This window comes from Rhodopila sp. (assembly GCF_965276935.1).
Lineage (GTDB): Bacteria > Pseudomonadota > Alphaproteobacteria > Acetobacterales > Acetobacteraceae > Rhodopila.
Genome location: NZ_CBDIBS010000001.1, coordinates 515762 through 537492, shown reverse-complemented (window position 1 = coordinate 537492; position 21731 = coordinate 515762). Strand labels below are relative to the sequence as shown.

Annotated in this window: 21 protein-coding genes; 8 read left to right on the top strand and 13 right to left on the bottom strand. The window is 63.9% G+C overall.

Annotation, left to right across the window (positions count from 1 at the left end):
• Nucleotides 1-11 precede the first annotated feature (11 nt).
• Genes pstB through pstS form a run of 4 tightly spaced genes read right to left on the bottom strand, consistent with a single transcriptional unit; the run spans nt 12 to nt 3868 of the window.
• The gene (pstB, locus tag ACQY4S_RS02435; protein WP_428483598.1) at nt 12-863 is read right to left on the bottom strand and encodes a phosphate ABC transporter ATP-binding protein PstB; all 852 of its coding nucleotides are present in this window, start codon (nt 861-863) and stop codon (nt 12-14) included.
• A gap of 1 nt (nt 864) precedes the next feature.
• A complete protein-coding gene (pstA, locus tag ACQY4S_RS02430; RefSeq protein WP_428483597.1) occupies nt 865-1773 on the bottom strand; it encodes a phosphate ABC transporter permease PstA in 909 nt (302 codons plus the stop codon).
• A 1-nt stretch (nt 1774) separates the two neighbouring features.
• The gene (gene pstC / locus ACQY4S_RS02425; RefSeq protein WP_428483596.1) at nt 1775-2758 is read right to left on the bottom strand and encodes a phosphate ABC transporter permease subunit PstC; all 984 of its coding nucleotides are present in this window, start codon (nt 2756-2758) and stop codon (nt 1775-1777) included.
• A gap of 54 nt (nt 2759-2812) precedes the next feature.
• Entirely contained in the window at nt 2813-3868 is a 1056-nt protein-coding gene (gene pstS / locus ACQY4S_RS02420; RefSeq protein ID WP_428483595.1) for a phosphate ABC transporter substrate-binding protein PstS, read from the bottom strand.
• A gap of 291 nt (nt 3869-4159) precedes the next feature.
• Between pstS and dut the strand changes: the two genes are divergently transcribed.
• The 5 genes from dut (at nt 4160) to ACQY4S_RS02395 (ending at nt 9397) form a co-directional block, all read left to right on the top strand.
• On the top strand, nt 4160-4633 hold the full coding sequence (gene dut, locus ACQY4S_RS02415) for a dUTP diphosphatase (protein WP_428483594.1): 474 nt from the start codon (nt 4160-4162) through the stop codon (nt 4631-4633).
• A 132-nt stretch (nt 4634-4765) separates the two neighbouring features.
• The gene (locus ACQY4S_RS02410) at nt 4766-5008 is read left to right on the top strand and encodes a hypothetical protein (protein ID WP_428483593.1); all 243 of its coding nucleotides are present in this window, start codon (nt 4766-4768) and stop codon (nt 5006-5008) included.
• A gap of 155 nt (nt 5009-5163) precedes the next feature.
• On the top strand, nt 5164-6030 hold the full coding sequence (locus ACQY4S_RS02405) for an alpha/beta fold hydrolase (protein WP_428483591.1): 867 nt from the start codon (nt 5164-5166) through the stop codon (nt 6028-6030).
• Entirely contained in the window at nt 6027-8492 is a 2466-nt protein-coding gene (locus ACQY4S_RS02400) for a hypothetical protein (RefSeq protein WP_428483590.1), read from the top strand. The genes ACQY4S_RS02405 and ACQY4S_RS02400 overlap by 4 nt, the downstream gene beginning before the upstream one ends.
• Complete coding sequence (locus tag ACQY4S_RS02395) at nt 8453-9397, top strand: protein-L-isoaspartate O-methyltransferase family protein (RefSeq protein WP_428483588.1); 945 nt, start codon at nt 8453-8455, stop codon at nt 9395-9397. Before ACQY4S_RS02400 ends, ACQY4S_RS02395 begins: the two co-directional genes overlap by 40 nt.
• A 743-nt stretch (nt 9398-10140) precedes the next feature.
• Here the strand turns inward: ACQY4S_RS02395 and hpnD are convergent.
• The 5 genes from hpnD to ACQY4S_RS02370 form a co-directional block, all read right to left on the bottom strand.
• Complete coding sequence (gene hpnD / locus ACQY4S_RS02390) at nt 10141-10998, bottom strand: presqualene diphosphate synthase HpnD (RefSeq protein ID WP_428483587.1); 858 nt, start codon at nt 10996-10998, stop codon at nt 10141-10143.
• Nucleotides 10995-11843 (bottom strand): squalene synthase HpnC, encoded by an 849-nt coding sequence (gene hpnC / locus ACQY4S_RS02385; RefSeq protein ID WP_428483586.1) that lies wholly within the window; start codon nt 11841-11843, stop codon nt 10995-10997. Before hpnC ends, hpnD begins: the two co-directional genes overlap by 4 nt.
• Nucleotides 11840-12955 carry a glycosyltransferase gene (locus ACQY4S_RS02380; RefSeq protein ID WP_428483585.1) on the bottom strand — a complete coding sequence of 372 codons (1116 nt, stop codon included), beginning with the start codon at nt 12953-12955 and terminating at the stop codon, nt 11840-11842. Before ACQY4S_RS02380 ends, hpnC begins: the two co-directional genes overlap by 4 nt.
• Nucleotides 12952-13944 carry a hopanoid-associated sugar epimerase gene (gene hpnA / locus ACQY4S_RS02375; RefSeq protein ID WP_428483584.1) on the bottom strand — a complete coding sequence of 331 codons (993 nt, stop codon included), beginning with the start codon at nt 13942-13944 and terminating at the stop codon, nt 12952-12954. The genes ACQY4S_RS02380 and hpnA overlap by 4 nt, the downstream gene beginning before the upstream one ends.
• 127 nt (nt 13945-14071) lie before the next feature.
• Nucleotides 14072-14986 (bottom strand): LysR family transcriptional regulator, encoded by a 915-nt coding sequence (locus tag ACQY4S_RS02370; protein WP_428483583.1) that lies wholly within the window; start codon nt 14984-14986, stop codon nt 14072-14074.
• A gap of 106 nt (nt 14987-15092) precedes the next feature.
• Here ACQY4S_RS02370 and ACQY4S_RS02365 point away from each other — a divergent pair, with 106 nt between their 5' ends.
• Entirely contained in the window at nt 15093-15923 is an 831-nt protein-coding gene (locus tag ACQY4S_RS02365) for an oxidoreductase (protein ID WP_428483582.1), read from the top strand.
• Nucleotides 15924-15957: 34 nt separating this feature from the next.
• Nucleotides 15958-16683: an SDR family NAD(P)-dependent oxidoreductase gene (locus ACQY4S_RS02360; RefSeq protein ID WP_428483581.1), complete on the top strand. Its 726-nt coding sequence runs from the start codon at nt 15958-15960 to the stop codon at nt 16681-16683.
• Between the two features lie 72 nt (nt 16684-16755).
• Here the strand turns inward: ACQY4S_RS02360 and ACQY4S_RS02355 are convergent, their stop codons facing one another.
• From ACQY4S_RS02355 to kaiC, 4 genes are read right to left on the bottom strand one after another with little or no spacing between them, the layout of a single operon-like run.
• Nucleotides 16756-18498 carry an ATP-binding protein gene (locus tag ACQY4S_RS02355; protein WP_428483580.1) on the bottom strand — a complete coding sequence of 581 codons (1743 nt, stop codon included), beginning with the start codon at nt 18496-18498 and terminating at the stop codon, nt 16756-16758.
• Complete coding sequence (locus ACQY4S_RS02350) at nt 18488-18814, bottom strand: circadian clock KaiB family protein (RefSeq protein WP_428483579.1); 327 nt, start codon at nt 18812-18814, stop codon at nt 18488-18490. Before ACQY4S_RS02350 ends, ACQY4S_RS02355 begins: the two co-directional genes overlap by 11 nt.
• On the bottom strand, nt 18811-19149 hold the full coding sequence (locus ACQY4S_RS02345; RefSeq protein WP_428483577.1) for a circadian clock KaiB family protein: 339 nt from the start codon (nt 19147-19149) through the stop codon (nt 18811-18813). Before ACQY4S_RS02345 ends, ACQY4S_RS02350 begins: the two co-directional genes overlap by 4 nt.
• Nucleotides 19146-20837, bottom strand: a complete 1692-nt coding sequence (gene kaiC / locus ACQY4S_RS02340) for a circadian clock protein KaiC (RefSeq protein WP_428483576.1) — start codon at nt 20835-20837, stop codon at nt 19146-19148. Before kaiC ends, ACQY4S_RS02345 begins: the two co-directional genes overlap by 4 nt.
• On the opposite strand from kaiC, the gene ACQY4S_RS02335 reads away from it, so the two are divergent.
• Nucleotides 20836-21111 carry a hypothetical protein gene (locus ACQY4S_RS02335; protein ID WP_428483575.1) on the top strand — a complete coding sequence of 92 codons (276 nt, stop codon included), beginning with the start codon at nt 20836-20838 and terminating at the stop codon, nt 21109-21111. The genes kaiC and ACQY4S_RS02335 overlap by 2 nt on opposite strands.
• Nucleotides 21112-21731 lie beyond the last annotated feature (620 nt).

The following is a 21731-nucleotide window of genomic DNA, read 5'->3' as shown; positions in this document are numbered from 1 at the left end:
GGCGTCCTTTCCTAGCCGAATCGGCCGGTGACATATTCCTGCGTACGCTTCTGCTTTGGCGCGGTAAAAATTTCCACCGCCGGCGCGCACTCGACCATCTCGCCCAGGTAGAAGAACGCGACCTGATCGGCGCAGCGAGCGGCCTGCTGCATGTTGTGGGTGACGATCGCGATGGTGAAATCGTGCTTGAGTTCGTCGATCAGTTCCTCGATCTTCAATGTGCTGATCGGGTCCAGCGCGCTGGTTGGTTCGTCCAGCAGGATGACATCCGGCCGCACCGCGATGGTGCGGGCGATGCACAGGCGCTGCTGCTGGCCGCCTGACAGGCCCATGGCGGAGCTGTGCAGACGATCCTTCGCCTCGCCCCAAAGTGCCGCGCGGGTCAGTGACCACTCCACCCGTTCATCCATTGCCGGCTTCGACAGCCGCTCGTGCAGCTTCACGCCGAAGGCGATGTTTTCGAAGATCGTCATCGGGAACGGGGTCGGCTTCTGGAACACCATGCCGATGCGGGCGCGCAGGGCGTTCAGGTCCATTCTGGGGTCGATGATGTTGACGTCGTCCATCATCACCTCTCCGCTCGCGCGCTGACCGGGATACAGGTCGTACATCCGGTTCAGCACCCGCAGCAGGGTCGACTTGCCGCAGCCCGATGGGCCGATCATGCTGGTGACCTGACGCTCCGGCAGATCCAGGTTGATCCCCTTCAGCGCACGGTTGTCGCCGTAGAAGAAGTCCAGGTTGCGGATGGCGATCCGCGCCGGGTTGATCCTTGTGGTGGGGTGCGCCTGGAGCCCGCCGAAGCGTGCGGACGGCGCCTGACCCGAAGTCTCCGTAGCCCTCATGTTCACGTCATCGTCCATGCTAGTTGCTCCGGTGAAGCAGCACACGGGCCGCGATATTGATAGCCAGCACGCCGACGGTGATCAGCAGCGCGCCGACCCAGGCAAGTTGCACCCAGTCCTCGAACGCCGACCCGGCATACTGGTAGATCGTCACCGGCAGGCTGGCCATCGGCTGACCGAGGCTGGTCGACCAGTTAAGGTTGCCCAGGCTGGTGAAGAGCAGCGGCGCGGTCTCTCCGGCGATGCGCGCGACCGCCAGCAGAATACCGGTGGCAATTCCCTGTTGCGCCGCACGATAGCAGATAAACACGATCATTTTCCACTTTGGCGCGCCAAGGCCGATGGTCGCCTCACGCAATGCCGGCGGGATCAGCCCGAGCATATCCTCGGTGGTGCGCACGACGATGGGTATGACGATCACCGCCAAGGCGAGACAGCCGGCGATGCCCGAAAAGCCGCCGAACGGTTCCACCAGAAGCTGGTAGATAAACAGGCCGATTAGGATGGACGGGGCCGACAGCAGCACGTCGGAGACGAAGCGCACCGTGTTGGCCAGCAGTGACCCATGGCCGTATTCCGAGAGGTAGGTGCCGACCAGAAGGCCAAGCGGCGTGCCGATCAGCGTGCCGATCGCGGTCTGGATCAGGCTGCCGACGATGGCATTGAGCAGGCCGCCGCCAGAGCCGGGAGGCTTGGTCGAACTGGTGAAGACGCTGAGCGAGAGACCCAGGGCGCCGCGCCAGATCAACGTGAACAGGATCGAGGCGAGCAGCAGCAACCCGACGATCGTGGCGGCGACACAAGCCGCCTTGATCAGGCTGTTGGTCCGGTGCCGCCGGATGCCAAGTGCCCGCGCAACCTTCGGGTCCTTGACGGCGCCAGGGATGCCGCGAGACATGCTGTCATCGATGCGTGTGCTAGCGCTCATGTCACGCCTTCAACCGCGGCCGCAGCAGCGTGCGCGAAATTGCCAGCACAATGAACGAGATGACAAACAGGATGAACCCCAACGCCAGCAGCGAGGCAAGCTTCAGGCTGCCGGTCGGGCTCTCCGGGAACTCCAGGGCAACCAGTGAGGCAATCGTGTTGCCGGAGGAGAACAGGCTGGGAGAGATGCGGTTGGCGTTGCCGATGACAAAGGTCACTGCCATGGTCTCACCCAAGGCGCGGCCGAGGCCCAGCATGATGCCGCCGACCACCGAGACGCGCGTGTAGGGCAACACGATGGATCGCATCACCTCCCACGTGGTGCAACCTACGCCGTAGGCGGATTCTTTGTACACCGGCGGCACGGTCTCGAACACGTCACGCATGGTGGCGGCGATAAACGGGATCACCATCACCGCCAGGATCAGGGCGGCGGTGAAGATGCCGGTGCCGAATGGCGGACCGGCGAAAATGTCCTGCAGAACCGGAATGCCATCGAACAGGTTGATCAGCGGCGGCTCGATATACTGCGACATGATCGGCACGATCACGAAGAAGCCCCACATGCCGTAGATGATCGAGGGCACGGCGGCGAGCAGTTCAACCGCCGTGCCGACCGGACGGCGCAGCCACGAAGGCGCCAGTTCCGTCAGAAAGAAGGCGATGCCGAAAGCCAGCGGTGTCGCCAGGACCAGCGCCAGCAACGACGTCAGCAGCGTGCCATAGACCGAGACGCCGGCACCGAAAACCTCATGCACCGGATCCCACCTGGCGGAAAACAGAAAGCCGGCGCCGAAGCGGCGGAATGCCGGCAGGCCGCCGATGAACAGCGACACGATCAGGCTGCCCAGAAGCAGCAGAACCAGTATGCCGGACGCACGCGTCACGGCTTCAAAAAGAGGATCGCCAAGCCGGGTGGCTCGTCGGGTCACACTGGTGGATCGAAGCGCAACCGATCGTTGCACGATGTTGAGATCCTTGTTCATGAAAGGATCGACGAGCTGGCCGTCAGCCAGGTCCGCCGATCAAGGCCGCTGCCGTCACATGCCGCCGGGGACGTCCTTCTGCCATGCCGCTCGGATCGCGGTCTGCACGCTGGCAGGCAGCGGAACGTAAAGCAGGTTCTTGGCGAGGCCGCTGCCATTGCTGAAGCCCCAGTTGAAGAACTTCTTTACGGCGACACTTTGGCTTACCTCCTTCGCATCGGTCGGCAGCAGGACGAAAGTGGCGGATTCAATCGGCCAGCTCGCTTCACCCGCTTGGTCATTCAGGTCGATGGCAAAGTTTTGCACCTTCGACCAGTCGGCGCTTGCGGCCGTGGCCTCGAACGCCGCCATCGTCGGGGCAACGAACTTGCCGGACTGGTTGCGCAGCAGCACGGTCGTCAGGTGATTCTGTTCCACATAGGCGCTCTCGTCGTAGCCGATCCCGCCCGGGATCTGACGGACCGTGCCGGCCACGCCGTCGCTACCCTTGGCTCCGGCACCAACTGGCCAGCTTACGCTGGTGGACGAGCCAACCTTGCTCTTCCACTCGGGACTTTGCATGCCCAAGTAGTCAGTGAACACAAAGGTCGTGCCGGATCCGTCAGCCCGGTGCACCGACGCGATGGCTAGGCTCGGCAGCTTCATCCCTGGATTAAGCGCGGCGATGGCATTATCGTTCCATTTAGTGACCTTGCCCAGGTAGATGTCGGCGATGACCGCTCCGGTAAGCTTCAGCTCGTTCGGCTTCACCCCAGGTAGATTGACGATGATGTCGACGCCGCCGATCACGGTGGGGAACTGCATCAACTTGTGCGCACTTAGCTGATCCGCGGCCACCGGCATATCGGAGGCGCCGAAATCGACCGTACGGTTGTTGATCTGGTTAATGCCCGCACCCGAGCCGATCGCCTGGTAATTGAGCTTGATGCCGGTCGCTCCGCTCGACGCGTCACCCCATTTGGCATAAATCGGTGCGGCGAATGTCGAGCCCGCACCGGTGATCTGCTGAGCCTGAGCCATCCTGATCGGAACGGCAAAGCAGACCGCGCCAACGACCAGGGCGGTAAGAGCGAATTTCATCCTGAATTCTCCTCCGAGGCAACGCGCCATCGCGCGGCGGACCCTAGGCAGGAGTGATGACAAAGGGATTGCAATTCGATGAAGGTTCGATGACGTCCTGAGATTCAAGGTACGAAAAAGATTGTAACTCACTGACATTCTATCTGTAACATAACCTGATCCCGCTCGGGTTCCAGCGAAAGTGAACGATCGCGGCGTCGCCGGTCAAGATGTTCACGCCGCTCGTGATCATCTGTCCGACATGCGACGCACGCTGCCCTGGAGGAAACTGGCCGGCTTTGTTACAGGCAGCTTTCACGGCAGGGCTTGAAGGAGCGGCTGATGCAAAATCCTGGGGTCGAGCTAAAAGTGCTGGATGAACGGCTACGCGACTGGGGCCTGCCGCGATACCAAACCGCCATGGCAGCCGCCATTGACCTTCATGCGTGTATCGACGTGCCTCGGGAACTCCTCCCCGGCATGCCGCCCTGCCTGATCTCGGCCGGTTTTGCCGTGCATCTGCGGGACCCCACAATTGCCGCGCTGGTCCTGCCACGGTCGGGCCTGGGCCATCGGAAAGGTCTCGTGCTGGGAAATCTGGTTGGCCTGATCGATGCCGACTACACCGGTCCTATCTTGGTCAGCGCATGGAACAGGAGTCCGGCAGGGGAAGAACCCGTCGTCATCAAGCCGGGCGAGCGCTTCGCGCAAATGGTCTTCGTGCCGATCGTCCGGCCAGAGTTCCGCATCGTCGAGGCGTTCTCCGCGCCGTCGGAACGTGGCATGGGCGGTTTCGGCTCGACCGGCGTGGCCTGAGGCAGAGACCGTCGATCCAGACATCCGGAACCCATTACCTCCCTCCGGTTCACGGATTTGTGAACATCTGAACGATGTGGATTTGCACCGGTTTTCAGATGAAGTCGATATAGGGAGATGCATTGAAGTTGCATGGCCATAGGGCAGGTGGTGATGTCGTTTATGGCAGCCGATGCGCACGTGACGGACGTGTCGCCCAGCCGGAATCCGACACAGGTGGTGCAGGCGGCGGAGGCTCCGGGCCAGGTAGATGATGGCGCGCCTCTGCTCGACGACGATCACCGCGCCAACCCATCTCGCGGCATCGTCCTGGCCCTGCTGATCTCGCTGCCTATCTGGGCGTTGATTGCACTTGCCGCTTACCTGCTGCTGTAGGCACGATCACAGAGTCTGGTATGACAAAGCCGGGGTCATGATCAGCGCCAGTCCGGCGGCTGCCGTTGGCACGCACCACCGTCCGCACCGAGCGGCGAAAACCCTGACCGCATGAAACAGTTGACCGGCCCGACCCGGTTGGTCAACTGGTGCCAATGACCCGCACGCTGTTCCTGACACTGATTCTGCTGCTCGGCCTGCTGTCCTTCGTTAACCCGGCGCGATCCCAGGCGCGGGATCGGTTCTTTCTCTCCAGCGATGGTGTCCGGCTGCATTATCTGGAAGCCGGATCAACCAACAGGCACACACTGGTGTTTGTTCCTGGCTGGACCATGCCGGCATGGATCTGGGCGGCGCAGATCAATGTCTTCGCGCGCCGCTACCATGTCGTCGCCTTCGATCCCCGCGGCCAGGGTTCTTCCGCTGTCCCAGCCGAGGGCTATGAACCGGTGCGCCGCGGCCGGGATATCGCCGAACTGATCAATCACATCGATCCTGTGCCGGTCGTCGTCATCGCCTGGTCGCTGGGCGTGCTGGACACGCTGGCCTCGATCCATGTACGGGGTGACAGGCTGCTCGCCGGACTGATCCTGGTGGACAACTCGGTGGGCGAGGAGCCACCGCCGCTGTATCATCCGGTGCCGCCGCATGTCGGGCCCCCGCTGTCTCGCGAGGAGGCCATGCACAGGTTCGTCAGCGCCATGTTCCGCCGTGTCGAGCCCGCTGCCTATCTGAATCGTCTCACGGCGGCCTGCCTGCGCACGCCGGAAGCCGCCAGTCGATCCCTGTTGGCCTATCCGGTTCCACGCTCGTACTGGAGGGAGGCCGTATACGCGACCAAGGTTCCGCTCTTGTATGTCGTCCGCCCGCGCTGGGTGCCTCAGGGGGAAAACTTGGTGCGAAATCGTCCGGGCACCGAGATGGTCGTGTTCCGAGACGTGGGTCATGCCCTGTTCATTGATGAGCCAGGACGGTTCAACCACCTGGTCGACAGTTTCCTGCGCCGGCGGGTCTGGCCGTGAACCTGATCGCGCTGTTCCTCGTCTCGCTGGCCGCGGTCGGCTATGAAACCGCGTTGACCCGCTACTTCGCCGTCGCGAAGTGGTCGGAATATGGCTACTGGGTCATCTCCATCGTCATGGTCGGCTTTGCCCTGAGTGGCGTGGTCCTGGCGCTGTGGCGGGACGCCTTCGCCCGCAACAGTCGCCGGCTGATGGCGGCGTTGCCGGCCCTGCTGGTGGTCAGCGCGGCGGCCGGCTACCACTTCACCACCACTAATCCATTTAACCCACTGCAATTGCAGAATCCTGCTACTTGGCAACCCCAGCTTTGGAACATCGCCGGCTATTATGTTGCGCTGCTGCCATTCTTCTTCCTGGCCGGCCTGTTCATCAGCCTGAGCTTCGTGCGCAACGCCGATCGCATTGGTCTGGTCTATGGTTTCGACCTGACCGGTGCTGGCACCGGCGCCGCATCCGTGCTAACGGCCATGTATGTCGTTCACGCCTTCGACCTGGTGCCGCTGTTGCTGCTGCCGCTGGCGCTCAGCGCGGTCTTCACCGGCGGCTCCGGCCGGGGCAGGGCGGTTGCCGCCGCGGTTCTCACACTCTGTGCAGCCGAGGCAATTCTGCTGCTCGACAATCAGGCGGCGTACAATGATTTCAAGTCGATCTACGCGCCACTTCACACGCCGGATGCAAAAATCGTCGCGCAGGTGACTTCGCCGCGTGGCGACTATGCCCTGTTGGATGACTTTACGGAACGGGTGGACACCGATATCTCCAACAATGCCGGCATGCTCGGCATCGACGGACCGCCGCGCACCTATGGCCTGTACCGGGACGGCAACCGGATCGCGGCATTGCCGCAAAAGCGCAGGCACGGCGGCAAGCCAGACGGCACGCTGGATACCGGCTATGCCGGCGCGGCGCTTGACGCGCTGCCATATCTCCTGATCCCTCAGGCCCGCACCCTGTTGGTTGGCGCTTCCGGCGGCTTCCGCATCGCCGAGGTGCTGCGGCTGGACGCCAGCAGGGTTCAGGTGCTGGAACCCGAGCCGGTGCTGTTCGCAGCGCTGCGCAACGGCCTAGGCCCGGCGCCGCCGTTCGCCGCGGCGCCGGGTGTCCGGATCACCAATGCCAGCCCGCTCACCACTGCCCGCGGCGGCGCCTGGGACATTGTCGACCTGTCGGCTGATTTCCTGGATGCGGCCGAGGTCAACGCCAGCGCCTTCACACAACAGGCGATCGCCGGCTACCTGCATGCCCTGGCACCCGGCGGCATGGTTTCGATTCCGGTCTCGATCCGAGACTTTCCGGTCTACGCGCTGCGGATGCTGGCGACGGTCCGCGCCGCGTTGCTGTCGGCTGGCATCGACAACCCGGCCCAGCATGTCGTGGTTTACCGCTCCGCCTGGAATGTCCGCATTCTTGTTTCCCGTGATGGTTGGAGCGCGGCGCGCATCGCCGCCGCGCGAAAATTCGCCGACGACCGGTCGTTCGACATGTCCTGGTATCCGGGCATAGATATTTCCGCCGCACGATCCGGCATTTACAACGACTTGCCTGCCGTTTTGTTCGACAAGGGGGAGGTTGAGTCGGGTGGTCCGGACGATGCCATCGCCGATGAGGCAGAAGCCGTTCTGACCGGTCGGCCGTCGCCATCGCGTGACCAGTTCAACCTGGCGCCGATCACGTTGGAGAAGCCTTTCTTCTATGCGGTGCTGCGGCTGGACCGGATCGGCACGATCCTCAAGCGTCTGGAGATCCTGCCACAGGCCGAGGTAGGGGCGCTGGTCAATCTCGCAGTGCTGGCCCAGGCGGTGATCATCGCCGTCCTGGTGTTGCTGGTACCGCTGGCCGCGCCCGGCCGGGTGCGCGCGCCTCAGGCGGGTCTGCTGCGTTCGGTGATCTACTTTCCCGTCCTGGCCCTGGGCTTCCTGTTCATCGAGATCTACCTGATCGAGAAGGCCAGCTTCTGGCTGACCGACCGGACCAGCGGCTTTGCCCTGGTGCTGACCGGGATGCTGGTGTTCTCCGGCCTTGGCAGCCTGATGACCGGCCGATTCGCGGCGAACCCTCACCGCGGCATCGCGCTGACAGCCGGCGTCGTCGTCGGCTGGTGCCTGATCGCGGCCTTGTTGCTGGAGCCGGTGATCCTCGCCACGCTGGGCTGGCCTTATCTCGCGCGCGCCGGCCTGCTGCTGGTCATCATCGCGCCGGTCTCCCTGGCACTTGGTCTGCCGTTCCCGCTGGGGCTGAGCCGAACCGGAACGGGCGGATTTCTGCCCTGGGCCTGGGGGCTGAACGGCGCATTTTCCGTTGTGGCAACGCCGCTGGCGAACCTGATCGCGCGCGAGGCCGGATTTACCTGGGTTCTGTTGTGTTCGGCGATCCTGTATGGCATGGCCGTTGCTACATTTCCCGCGATCAGGAAGCACTCCGCTTGGCACCAAATTCCCGCATCATCACCCGCCGGGGAGTAATCTCCACTGCCACCGCGTCGGTCCTGGCCCCAATGGCCGGCAGAGCGGCACCGGTCTGGACGAAGGCTGTGTATGAACAGGCAATGCATGCATCGGGTCGGCCGGTCAGCCTGACCGACGCGCAGTTCGACGCGATCCAGCAGCGCAAGCCTGCCGCGCTGAAGCTGATCCAGGCCTACCTGAAGGAGCATTTCAGTGCCGCCGATCCGGCGGTGCTGGCGGCGTTCGAGGCGGTGCCGCGGGAGTATTTCCACTATGAATATCCCGAACACCGGGCCACCCCCGGCGATGCCTATGAAGACCCGCCAAAGCCCTGGCCGTTGGGCTACGGTTCCGCCCTGTCGGACTATCTGGGCCAGGCTTACATGACGCAGGTCTGCAAGCCCGCGCCGGGTCAGATCACGCTGGAGGTGGGCACCGGCAGCGGCTTCCAGAGCAGCCTGCTGTCGCGCATCGTCAAGACCGCCTACTCGATCGAGATCATCGAGCCTTTGGGCAAGGCGGTCAGCCGCATCTTCGCCCCCCTCGGCTACGATAACGTCCATACGAAGGTCGGCGACGGATACTACGGCTGGCCGGAGGTGAAGGGCGGGTTCGACATCATCATCGTGACCTGCGCCGCGACCTTCGCGCCGCCCGATCTGTTCAAGCAGCTCAAGCCAGGCGGGCGGATGATCATCCCCATCGGTCAGCCATTCAAGCGGGGGCAGGTGCTGTATGTCTATACAAAGGACGCCGAGGGCAAGATCCACTCCCGCCGGGATATCGGCGTGTTCTTCATTCCGATGACCGGGGCGATCGCGAAAAGCCCGCCGGTCCGGCCGGAGACGGTGTCTGACCAGCATCCGGCTCAGGACAAGCCGCCGCCGGGTGCCGCGGCGCAAGCAAAGCCGGACGCGCAGTAGCCGGTTGTCATGCCGCCGCACCTTGCAAGCCCAGAGAAGCGACAAGCGCCTTGTTCACGGCTAGCATCAGCCCGTCGTCGAGGCAGATGCCAGATCAAGCGCATTGGAATTCTTATTTCCCTTAAGACAGCTCTCGACCTTTTGTCCCGAAGGTCGGCCCGATAAGCAAGTTCAGCCAAAAGAAGACTTAAGGAGGGCCGGCCATCCACGATCTTCATGTGTTGAGGAAAAGGGCGGATGCCGGGTTCCGTCGGCATGGCGGGCGTGCATCGCCCGGAGAGTCAAGACTTTCGGCGGCTGTTACTAGCATCCATATCGACGCGTCTGGCCAGCACAGAAAAACATCGTCACCGCCATGAAGACACCGTCCCGGCAAAGTCGAGACGAACCTTGCATGACAGAAGCGTCCGTGGTTTAGCCAGACGCCGACATTGCCCTTCTGTGATGCGAAGACGAGGTCCGGTGTGAACTGGTATTGTGAACCGACATATGATGAGCCCTGTGTCTGGTCGAGCTGGCGGCCAGCACCGGCGACGAAAGCAGCGCGGCAGCCGGCACAAGCATGGCCAGCACGGCGATCAGGCGTTTGCTAAAGGTGTTCACGAGCGTCCGCTCCGAATGTGAAAGTGGTAAAGAAGTTAACAGCCGGGGCAACAGAAACGCCCTGAACGACTAGTAACAAAATACACGCGAAAACCTTGCCAAATCAAGTTAAATTCAGGTTCGAGTTCATGACTGAAGGGTTAAAATATCCAGTAGCGACAGGCCAGCCACAGCTTTTGCCATTTCGGCAGGCTGACCCGCTCGTCCAGTCGTTGCCAACCGCGTCTTTCCAGCGCCGACAGCAATGCATCGTATGTCGCACCCATCAGCCGAGCGGGTTTCATCGCCGTCCGGTCGCACTGATGCATGGCCTGCGCTGCGCCATGGAAATAGGTGTGGGCAAGCGTCGCAAGACGCGCACAGACGATGGGAAGGCCAGGCGCGGTCAAGGCCGCTGCGGGCTCGACCGGCACACCGGCATCCGCCAGATACTCGGCCGGTAGATACAACCGTCCTCTCGCCGCATCCTCGTAGATATCTCGCAAGATATTTGTCAACTGCAACGCTCGGCCGAGGGCATGCGCGACCTCGTCCGCCGCCGGCGAGGTATCGCCAAAGGCCCGAACCGAAAGCCGGCCGACCGCCGAGGCGACCCGGTCGCAATACAGGTCCAGCACCGCCATTGGCGGTGCAACGATATCCGTTTCGGCATCCATCTGCATGCCGTCGATGACCGCAATGAAGTCGTCGGCGCGAAGCTGGAAGCGGGCCACGGATGGGACAAGCACGCGGGTGACCGCATCCTCCGACCGGCCTTGGTATAATCCGGCAATGCGTCCGCGCCACGCTGCCAGCGCGCGTATCTTGTCCGGCAAGGCGCCAGCCTCATCGGCAATGTCATCCACGATGCGGCAGAACGCGTAGATCGCGTACATCGCGTGGCGCCGATCGGGCGGCAGCACCCGCATGCCATGGTAGAACGATGTTCCGGCGCCGCGGACAACCGTCTCGACCGCCGCGAGATCGGCCGGCGCGACACCAAGCGGCGTGGCGGTCATCGCCTGAACACCGACCCCAGAACGCTGAACGCGGCATCGGTCTTCTTCAGCTTCACCCGGGTCGCGAGCGGGTCATTGTTCGTCAGCCGCCGCGCCAGTCTTTCGGCCAAGCCGAGGATCACCGCCGTTTCAAGTCTCAGTCTGATGTTGCGGACTGTCCCCGGCAGGTGCGTGGCCGTCTGGTTCAGCCGGTCGGTCTGCTCCAGCAACGTCAAGCGGACGCGGCGCAGTCCAGGGGTTTCCACCGGCCGCCGCAGATCCTCGACGGAGCCACCGAACTGGTTCAGCAGCGCTTGCGGCAGGTAGCATCGATCCAGCTCCGCCAGATCGCGGGCACCATCCTGCAAATGGTTAAGGATCTGTAAAGACGTGCACAACGCGTCCGACGGCGCATAGCAATCATGGCTTTCACCATGCAGGTCGAGCACGTACCGACCAACCGGAACCGCGGAGTAACGGCAGTAGTCGTATAGCTCGTCGATTGTCTGGTAGCGCAAGGTGGTCGCGTCACGGCGGAACGCGACCAGCAACTCGGCTGCGTGGATCGGCGACACCCCGGTCTCCGCCAGGCTGGTGCGAAGCGCCGTCGCGCTGCGCGAGCCGCTGTCACGGCGGCCCAGCAGCACGTCTTCCATAAGTGTCAGCCTGGCAACCTTGTCGGCGGCCGCAAGGCAGGGCGAGTCGGCGATATCGTCGGCGTTGCGCGCGAAGCTGTAGAAGCAATGCATCGGCTGGCGGTATTTGCGCTGGATCAGCAGGGAGCCAACGGGAAAATTCTCGTCGCCGCGATCCTTGCCGGACCATGTCTCCACGTCCGCCACAATGCCTTGGCCGAGATCGTTCATGCCCCGCCCCCCTGATAGGCTCGGCCTTTCCAGGCGACGCCGCGGCCGGCGTAGTGGTTGACCGCGGACCCGATCGTCGCGGCGGTGTAGAATGCCGCCACCAGTGGCAGGAGCGGCGCCCAGAGGGCCGACCGCCCGAAGCGGCGCAAGGTCGGCAGGTATGACATCGCCAGCATGATCCAGGTCGCCATGCCGCACCAGAACGCCACGCCGTGCGCGGTCAGCGCCACCACTGGCGGCACGATCCAGATCATCGCCATCGCCAGCGTGGTGCCGATCAGCAGCAACGGCGAATAGCGCAACTGCACATAGGCGGTGCGCGTCACCATGCGCCAGATGTCGACCACCCGTGGGTAGGGCCGCACCGAGCGTGCCAGGGCCGCATGTCCCAGCCAGATCCGGCCGCCCTTCTTGATCGCGGCGGCCAGTGCCACGTCATCAATCAACGCGGTTTTCACGCTGTCAATCCCACCGATCCGCTGCATGGCACGCTGGCGGACCAGGATGGTTCCCCCCGCCGCGGCCGCTGTCGCGCGTGAGCCGTTGTTTACCCAGGCAAACGGGTAGAGCAACTGGAAGAAAAACACGAAGGCTGGCACCAGCGCCCGTTCGGCCGGGCTATCGCATGCCAGACGCACCATCTCAGATACCATATCAAGCTCGAAACGCTCGGCCTGCGCGACCAGGGCCCGCAGGTGCGCGGGCTCGTGCACGATATCGGCGTCCGTCAGCAGCAGCAACTCGGCCGGACCGGCTTCGGTGACCCCCTGCTGGACGGCCCAGAGCTTGCCGCTCCATCCAGGCGGCGGGGCGGCGCCGGACAGCACGGACAGGCGCGGGTCGTTAAGCATGCGGGCGATTTCGCCGGTGCCGTCGGTGCTGCCGTCATCGACCAGGATCACCCGGAACGGGCCGGCGTAATCCTGCGCCAGCAGCGATCGCAGGCTCGCGGCGATCAGTGGCGCCTCGTCCCGCGCCGGCACGATTACCGCGACCGGCGGCGCAGTGGATGGATGCAGCATCGGCAGGATCGGTCCGGACTGCCAGAAGCGGCCATGGCCGAACAGCAGATAGAGCCAAATCAGCAGCGAGAGAATCGCCAGGATGGTCATTTCGTCAGCATGCCGTTGGCGCGGAACCAGGCGACCGCGTCCTCGATCGCAATGCGCGGCGGACGGGCGCTGTATCCCAGCTCGCTGGTCGCCTTCGCGGAGGAATAGAACATCTTCTTGCGGGCCATCTTCAGGTGGTCGCGGGTCATCAGCGGCGCGATGCCGGTCACCCCGGCGAATTTCTCCATGAGGAACGCGGCGGGCCAGACCACGGCTTCCGGCAGGCGGAGGGACGGTGGGCGGCGGTGGGTGACATCCGCCACCAGCGCCAGGATGTCCTTCAGCAGCATGTTCTCGCCACCCAGCACGTAGCGGTCACCGATCCGACCCTTTTCCAGCGCGAGTGCGTGACCCTCGGCTACGTCATCGACATGCACGACGTTCAGGCCGGTATCGATATAGGCGGGCACCCGACCGGCGGCGGCGTCCAGGATCATCTTGCCGGTGGGCGTTGGCTTGATGTCGCGTGGACCGACCGGGGCGGCGGGGTTGACGACGACGACCGGCAGCGACTCCGCGCGCGCCAGATCCAGCACCGCGCGTTCGGCCTGGTATTTCGATTGCTTGTAGACGCCGACGAAATCAGCCTCGTTGGTGGGCGTGTTTTCGTCGGCCGGGGTGCCGTCGCCGATCTGGCCAAGGGCGGCGACCGAGCTGCAGTGGATAATCCGCTCCGCCCCCGCCCGCGCCGCGGCGCGCACCATCGCCACCGCGCCATCGACGTTGGCGCGCATCATGGCGTCCGGGTCGGGCACCCAGACGCGGTAATCCGCGGCGACATGCACGACGTAGCGGCAGCCGGATGCGGCCCGCGCCAGCGAGGCGGGGTCGGTCAGGTCGCCGGTCACCACCTCGGCTTCCAGCCCGGCCAGGTTCCGGCGATCGCTGTTGGGGCGGGTCAGCAGGCGCAGCGTGTGCCCGCGCGCCGCGAGCACCCGCGCGACGGCGGAGCCGACGAAGCCAGTCGCGCCGGTGACCAATGTCGTCATGTTGGATGTTCTCCGTCCTGCGGCGCCTGCATAGACGAAGCGGGTGGCGCGGGGAAATCCGTCAATCCAGAGACAACCTTCAGCCTCATGGTCTGTATGAGACCTATGGGTATGGCAATCGTAAAGTTCAGGTAAGGGAACCGACAGCGGCGGCTTGTCGAACCTGGTCGATAAATGCCCGCAACGCGGGGACCATCTGTCGCTGTTCCGGATAGCACAGGAAGAAGCCTGGGAACGGAGCCGACCATTGCTGCATGAGCGGCACTAGTCGTCCCTCGGCGATCAGTGGGGCAACCATCTCCTCCACCACGAACGCAAGACCGACACCGGCCAGGGCCGCCTGGCTTTCCAGGTCGCGACTGTTGACGATCAGCGGTCCGTCAACCGCCACGCCGAACCAGCGTTTGCCATCCCAGAACTCCCAGTCGTAGGGCGTCGCCTGGCCGGGCCAGTGCCAGCGGATACAGCGATGGTGCTTGAGGCCGCCTGGATCGCTCGGCGCGCCATGGCGCGCCAGGTAGTCGGGCGAGGCGACAACGACCTGGCGGAGATCGGGACCAAGGCGCACCGCGATCATGTCGCGCTCGATGACCTCGCCCACGCGGATGGCGACGTCGTAACCGCTCTTCACCATGTCTACCACGGCGTCATCCAGGGTGATGTCGAGCACGATATCGGGGTAGGCGTCGTTGAACGATCTGAGCATTGGCGTCAGGAACAGCTTCGCCGCGACCCGGAAGGCGTGGACACGCACGCGCCCGGCAGGCCGCCCGCGGGATTGGCTGGCCTGCTCCACGGCCGCACCCAGGTCGAAGACGGCCGGACGCAGACGCCGCAACAAGACCTCGCCGGCTTCTGTCAGGGACACGCTGCGAGTCGTGCGGTTGAGCAGGCGCAGGCCGACACGCGTCTCGAACCCGCGCACCATCTGGCTGAGCGCCGACGGAGAGACGCTCAGGACGGCCGCGGCACGGCTGAAGCTGAGTTCCTCGCCGACAGCGATGAACGCACGAAGCTGGCCGAAGTCGCTGGTAGAGAGCATGGCGGCAGAAAGCATTGTGTAGCCCAGCTTACAAGCGCTGTTAGCAGGTAAGGCATTCCGCATCCATCAGCCAGTCCGACATATGCCTCCGATCAAGGAGAGTGTTATGAAAACCTGGCTTATCACCGGCATTTCGAGCGGCCTCGGGCAGGCTTTGGCCCAGGCCGCGCTTGACCGCGGCGACACCGTCATCGGCACCGTACGCGCTGACGCGGCTGACCTGAATGCAGGCACGGGCAACTTGCACGTCCTGCAACTCGATGTCGCCGACAAGGCAGCGGTCGAAACCGCCGTGGCGCGAGCATTTGAACTGGGTGGCCAGATCGACGTCCTCGTCAACAACGCCGGTTACGGTCTGCTCGGCGCCATCGAGGAGGCGACGGACGCCGAAGTCGCGCACCTGTTCGAGGTCAACGTTTTCGGCCCGTTCCGGCTGATCCGCGCCGCCTTGCCGCGGCTGCGCGCGCAGGGACGCGGCCACATCATCAACGTCACCTCAATCGCCGGCCGTGCGCCGATGGCCAGTTCCGGCGCCTACGCCGCCGCCAAGTCCGCCATGGAAGGCTTGTCGCAGAGCCTGTCGCAGGAGGTCGGACCGCTTGGCATCAAGGTAACAGCCGTGGCGCCGGGCGACTTCCGCACCAATTTCCTGTCCGACCACTCGATCCGCAGGAGCACGGGCGTGGGCGATGCCTACGCCGGAACAGTTGGCCGCGCGCTCGCCCATCTCGACGAGATCGCGGGCAAGCAGATCGGCGACCCGGCGCGCGGCGCCGCCGCCATTCTGGCCGCGGTCGACTCGGAAACGCCGCCGCTACACCTGCTCCTCGGCTCGGACGCGCTCCGCCGTGTCCGCGAGAAGGTGGATGCGGTGATCGAGGAGATGGACCGCTGGGAGGACGTGACCCGCGGCACCGACTTTCCGGCACAGGCGTGAGGCAGACACCATGACATATCCGGAAAGCTGGAGCTTGGCGGGCAAAGTCGCGATCGTGACGGGTGCCGCGCGGGGGATTGGCCGCGAGACAGTCGGCATCCTCCGCGCGCGCGGCGCCAGGGTGGTGGCGAGCGACCTGAGCCAGGCGGTGTGCGACCTGGCGACGGACGACGTCGCCACGGTCACCGGCGATATTTCGGAGGAGGACACCGCGCAACGCACCATAGCGTTGGCGCTTGAACGCTTTGGCAGCCTCGACATCCTCGTCAACAACGCCGGGCGGACCATGAACAAGCCGCTCGTCGAAACGAGCGTCGCCGATTGGGATGGCATCATGACCGTGAACGCCCGCGGCAACTTCCTGCATGCGCGCGAGGCGCTGCGCGTCATGGTCGAGCGCGGCGGCGGCACGATTGTCAGCGTCGCTTCGATCGTGAGCGCGGTAGCCATGAAGGATCAGGCCGCCTACGCCGCCTCCAAGGGCGCTATCGCCCAGCTTACCAAGGTGATTGCCGTTGAGTACGGCGGCCGTGGTGTGCGCGCCAATGCCGTTGCCGCGGGGGTGGTCGAAACCGACATCCTGGAAGGCATCGTCGAGGACAGCCGAGCGACGCTGGCCAGCTACGCCAGCGCCCACCCGATCGGCCGGGTCGCACAGCCGGTCGAGATCGCCGAGGTAATCGCGTTCCTGGCGTCGCCCGCGTCGAGCTTCGTCACCGGATCGCTGGTCATCGCGGACGGCGGCTACACCGCGCTTTAACCGGCTTGAGGTCTCGCAGGCCGATCGGGCCGCCAGCACGACCTCTGGATCAACAGCCGATGGCGGCGGGGATCAACCCGCCTCCAGCATCGAGCGTATCTTGGCGGCCAATGCGGTCATGGCGAACGGCTTGGTCATCACCTGCATGCCGCGCTCGAGAACGCCTTTTCCAACCGCGGCGTTGTCGGCGTAGCCGGTGATAAAAAGAATTTTCAGGTCCGGCCGGCGATGGCGGGCCGCGTCGGCGAGCTGACGGCCGTTCAGACCTCCCGGCAAGCCGACGTCGGTGATCAGCAGATCGATCCTGGCCTCCGATAGGACAATCTGCAGTCCAGAGGGGCCATCGGCAGCCTCGATCGTGGCATAACCCAGTTCCTCCAGCACCTCCGCGACCAGCATGCGCACGGTCGGCTCGTCATCGACGACCAGCACGGTTTCGTTGGCCTCGGCTCGTTCAGGCAACGCCTGCGGCTCGGGAGGGTTCTGGCTCGTCTCCGCCGCCGCATGCCGCGGCAGGAAGACGCGAACCGTGGTGCCTTGCCCTGGTTCGCTGTAGATGCGCGCCTGTCCGCCGGACTGCCGCGCGAAACCATAGATCATCGACAAGCCGAGGCCGGTGCCCATACCGATCGGCTTCGTCGTGAAAAACGGGTCGAAGGCACGGCCGACCACATCCGGCGGCATGCCTGTGCCCGTGTCTGTCACACAGACCACGATATACTGGCCTGCCGCCATGTCCCGCTCATGCGCCGCTCGCTCGTCCAGCCACACGTTCGCGGTTTCGATTGTCAGCTTGCCGCCGTCCGGCATGGCATCCCGGGCATTGATCGAGAGGTTCAACACCGCGTTCTCAAGCTGGTTAGGGTCGCATAGCGTCGTCCAGAGCCCGACCGCCAGCACTGTCTCGACGAAGATCGCCGGTCCGGCGGTTCGTCGAATCAGGTCTTCCATGCCGGTGATCAGGCGGTTCGGGTTCGTCGGCACGGGGTCGAGCGTCTGGCGGCGTGAAAACGCCAGCAACCGATGTGTCAGCGACGCAGCGCGGCTTGCCGCACCCTGCGCCGCGGTGATGTAGCGGTCCATCTCTCCCAGCCGACCTTGCGCCACGCGGGCCTGCAGCAATTCCAGGCTGCCAGTGATGCCGGTCAGCAAGTTGTTGAAGTCGTGCGCCAGTCCGCCAGTGAGCTGGCCCACCGCCTCCATCTTCTGCGCCTGGCGCAGCGCATCCTCGACCTGCTCACGTTCGGCACTCTCCCGTAGCAGGCGATCGTTGGCTTCCGCCAGCTCCCGGAGATGGAGGTTTTGTTCGGTCAGATCGGTCAGAACTCCGCACAGCAGCGCCGTATCGCCGTCCAGCAGCAGGTTGAGCGAGAGATACACGGGAATGTCCCTTGCTTCGGCGGTGCGCAGCGTCAGCTCGCTCCGTGCTCCGGCTCGTCTCGCCTCGGTTAGCAGAGACGTAAAGCGGGCGATATCGCCCGGCAGCAGGAACCGCTGCAAGCTTTGACCGATGATCCGTTCCTGCGGAACGCCTAGCATGGCGGCGAGCCGTCTGTTGCAGTAGAGCACCGTGCCGTCCTCGCCGATGGTGACGGCACCCTCCTGCATCTGCTCGATCAGCACGCGATAGGGACGATCGGCATTCTCCAGCGTGTAGATCCGGTGCTCCTGTGCTGGTCCGCTGACCACCAGCGCATCGATGTCGCCGCGCCGGATGGCTTCCAGGGTATCCTCGCTCTCCTCCAGCCTGGCTTCCAGTTCCCGAATACGGCCAATCAGGTGTGCGTTGCCGCCCGGCGCCGCGTCAGGATTCATGACGGATCGACAGCGGCAGTGGCGTGAGTTCCAGTCCCCGCAGAACCCGTTCCTGCTCCGACAGGTCGCCGATGATCCGCCGGACCGGCAAAGGCAACAGCTTGACCAAGGTCGGCACGGCGACGACCTGATGTTTCTCGGCGAGTTCAGGCTGCTGATAGATGTCAATGACTTCCAGATCGACCTGGCCGACAAGGTGCTGGTCGCAGACCTGCTTCAGGTTCTCGATCGCGCGACGCGAGCGAGGTGTGCTTCCGGCCACGAAAAGTCGCAGTCGATAGGCGTTTGCGGCTTCTGCTTCCTTGTCTTTGCTCATGTCGATTTGGCTTGGGGCCGGATATCCAACCCCACCAACACCTTCTCCGTGTTCGAGAGGTCGCCGATGATGCGCTTCAGTGGCGCCGGCAATCGGCGTACAAGAGTTGGAATTGCCAGAATTTGGTCGCCGGCGGCTAGCCTGGGATTTTCGAGCAGATCGATCACCTCGATCTCGTAACGCCCGGCCAGGTGATTCTCGCAGACGCGCTTGAGGTTGGCCGCGGCGGCCAGGGACTTCGTTGTCTGTCCCGCCACGTAAAGCCGCAGATGGTAAGTGCCCGGATCCGCATCGGCATCCGAAGCCGGCTCGGGCACTTGCGGATCAAGACTCACTCCGCGGCCCCCCGGCGGACGGCGATCACCTGACGATCACTAGCCAGCGCTGCCTCGTGCGCGTTCTCCTCGGTAAGACGCGTCTGAGCCTCCTCCTCCTCGATCTCGAGGACGGCCCGCAATTCGGCGATCTGGCGTTCGACAGCGTCGCGACGTCGGGCGAAGTCGCGCCTGCGTCGCTCGATCTCCTGCCGTCGGTGCTCGCTCGCCGCCTGCTCGCGGGCTTCCTGCGTCAGGCGTGCGGTGCCGGTCAATACACCCTCCGGGCCAATGTAGGCGTCGATCAGTTCGATCCCGGCGTCGGTCATGCGGTATTCACGGACTTGGTTCGAGTGGCTCGTTCCACGCGACTTGATAATGTAGAGGATGCGATTGCGCTCACCATTCTCCTCCACGTCCATGAGCTTGATCCAGGAGTCCATCAACGAGGACAGCCCCTGGTCGGTGCCCTCGAGCAGCGAACCGCTGCTACGCAGGCTGGTGAAGAGCGATGTGATGCCAAGATTCTTGAGCAGGTCCACCATCCGCAGCAGGGTTGCATGAACCTCCGAGCTCGGACCGCGGAAGGCCGAAATTGGATCGACGACGACCACCGAGGGCGCGAATTGTGCAACGTCACGGTGCATGCGCGCCAGATGCATCTCCAAACCATACAGGCTTGGGCGCGCCGCTTCGAAGCGTAGCAATCCGCTATCGACTCGCTTTTGCAGATCGATACCGACCGAAAGCGCGTTTCTACATATCTCCTGGGCTCCTTCTTCGAACACAAAGAACATGCAGCGCTCGCCGCGCGCGCAGGCTGCATCGACAAAATGGCTGCCGATCGTGGTTTTGCCAGTGCCGGCGACGCCTGACAGCAGGATGCTTGAACCACGATAGAAGCCGCCGTTGCGCAGCATGGCGTCCAAACCGGAAATGCCGCTGGAGACGATGTCGCTGGTGACCGGGCGAGTGAGCCCGGATGAGGTCACCGGCAGCACGCTGATGCCCTGGACATCGATCAGGAACGGATATTCGTTCGTGCCATGCGCCGAACCGCGATACTTCACGACCCGGAGCCGACGCGTCGTGATCTGGTCCTCGACGCGGTTGTCGAGCAGGACGACGCAGTCGGAGACATATTCCTCCAGGCCAAAACGGGTGAAGTGCCCTTCGCCACGCTCACCGGTGACGATCGCGGTCAGCCCGCGATCCTTGATCCAGCCGAACAGCCGGCGCAGCTCGGCCCGCAACACGGACGGGTCGGTAAAGCCCGAGAACAGCGATTCGATGGTGTCGAGCACCACCCGCTTCGCGCCGATCGTGTCCACGGCGAAGCCGAGCCGCACGAACAGCCCTTCAAGATCGTACTCTCCGGTCTCCTCGATTTCGCTCCGCTCGACACGCACGTGATCGATGATGAGTTTGCCGGTCCCCGTCAGACCTTCGAGGTCGTAGCCGAGTGACACAAAGTTGGCCACCAGATCGTCGGCACGTTCCTCGAAACTCATGAAGACGCCCGGTTCATTGAACAGGTTCGCTCCGTTGACCAGGAACGTGACGGCGAACAGGGTCTTGCCACATCCCGCCGCGCCACAGATCAGGGAGGGCCGGCCGGTGGGCAGGCCGCCCAGCGTGATCTCGTCGAACCCGGCAATACCGGTTCGGGTCTTGGCTACGCCAGACGGAGCAAGTGTATCAAGCGGCATGGATTGGACGACTCTCGGTGGGCTGCACGCTGGGCAACGTGCGAATGACGTGTTTTCGTGGCGGTTTGCAAACCTGCTGCCGCAAGGCGGCTTCAATCAAGTTCGTCTGCGTGCGGTGCTTTTCTCGCCGGTATCGGCAAGTCTCAACCACCAGCTCGGCGTCTGTTCCGATGGTGATCGCGGTTTTCATGTTGAGCGCTTCCCGGTACCTGCGCGGACGATTTTATTGCAATTAGGTGCGCGTAGCCAGCCAATTACCAGATTGGCTTCCTGAATGTGAGGTTTATCATCATTCCGCCTGACAAGCGGGCATGCCATGATCCATCACGCCTCCCTGCGTTGCCGGCGGTCGCGGAGCGCTCGTCTGCGCAAACGCGGGAATGCCGGCCGGCCCCAGGCCTTCCAGCAGTCCGGCCATCGCGATCATGCGTTTGGTCTTGTTCATCTGACGCATTGTCGGAACTCGCTCGTGTTGCCCTCCTGACCCGCGGCGCGGAAGGGTGACGCACCAGTCTCGCTCGGCCGGTCGCGTTGCCTGCTCGCGAGCAGGGACAGTCGCCTTGGCGTGGTGAGGCAGTCGTCATCGGTCTTTGATGATCACGTAGATCGCAGGGAGAGGAGGATGGACGACACAAAGTCAACCCATAGCGTCACCCAGTGCTGGTGCTGATAATGTCCTCTTTTCCGTGCTTGATGTCTGCAAAACGCGGACTGTAAGAGGTGGTGGTGCGCCAGGATAAACGGCCCCGCGCCCGCGGGCTCGACCGGACGGCGGACGATCGCGCAGCAGACACTCACTTGCGTTTCCACTAAGCCACGTCAACAATCGGCCTTCAAATAACTTCGCAGCGTACTTCGTCCCACGCCTGCTTGCCCCGGCCCGGTTGGGGGGGC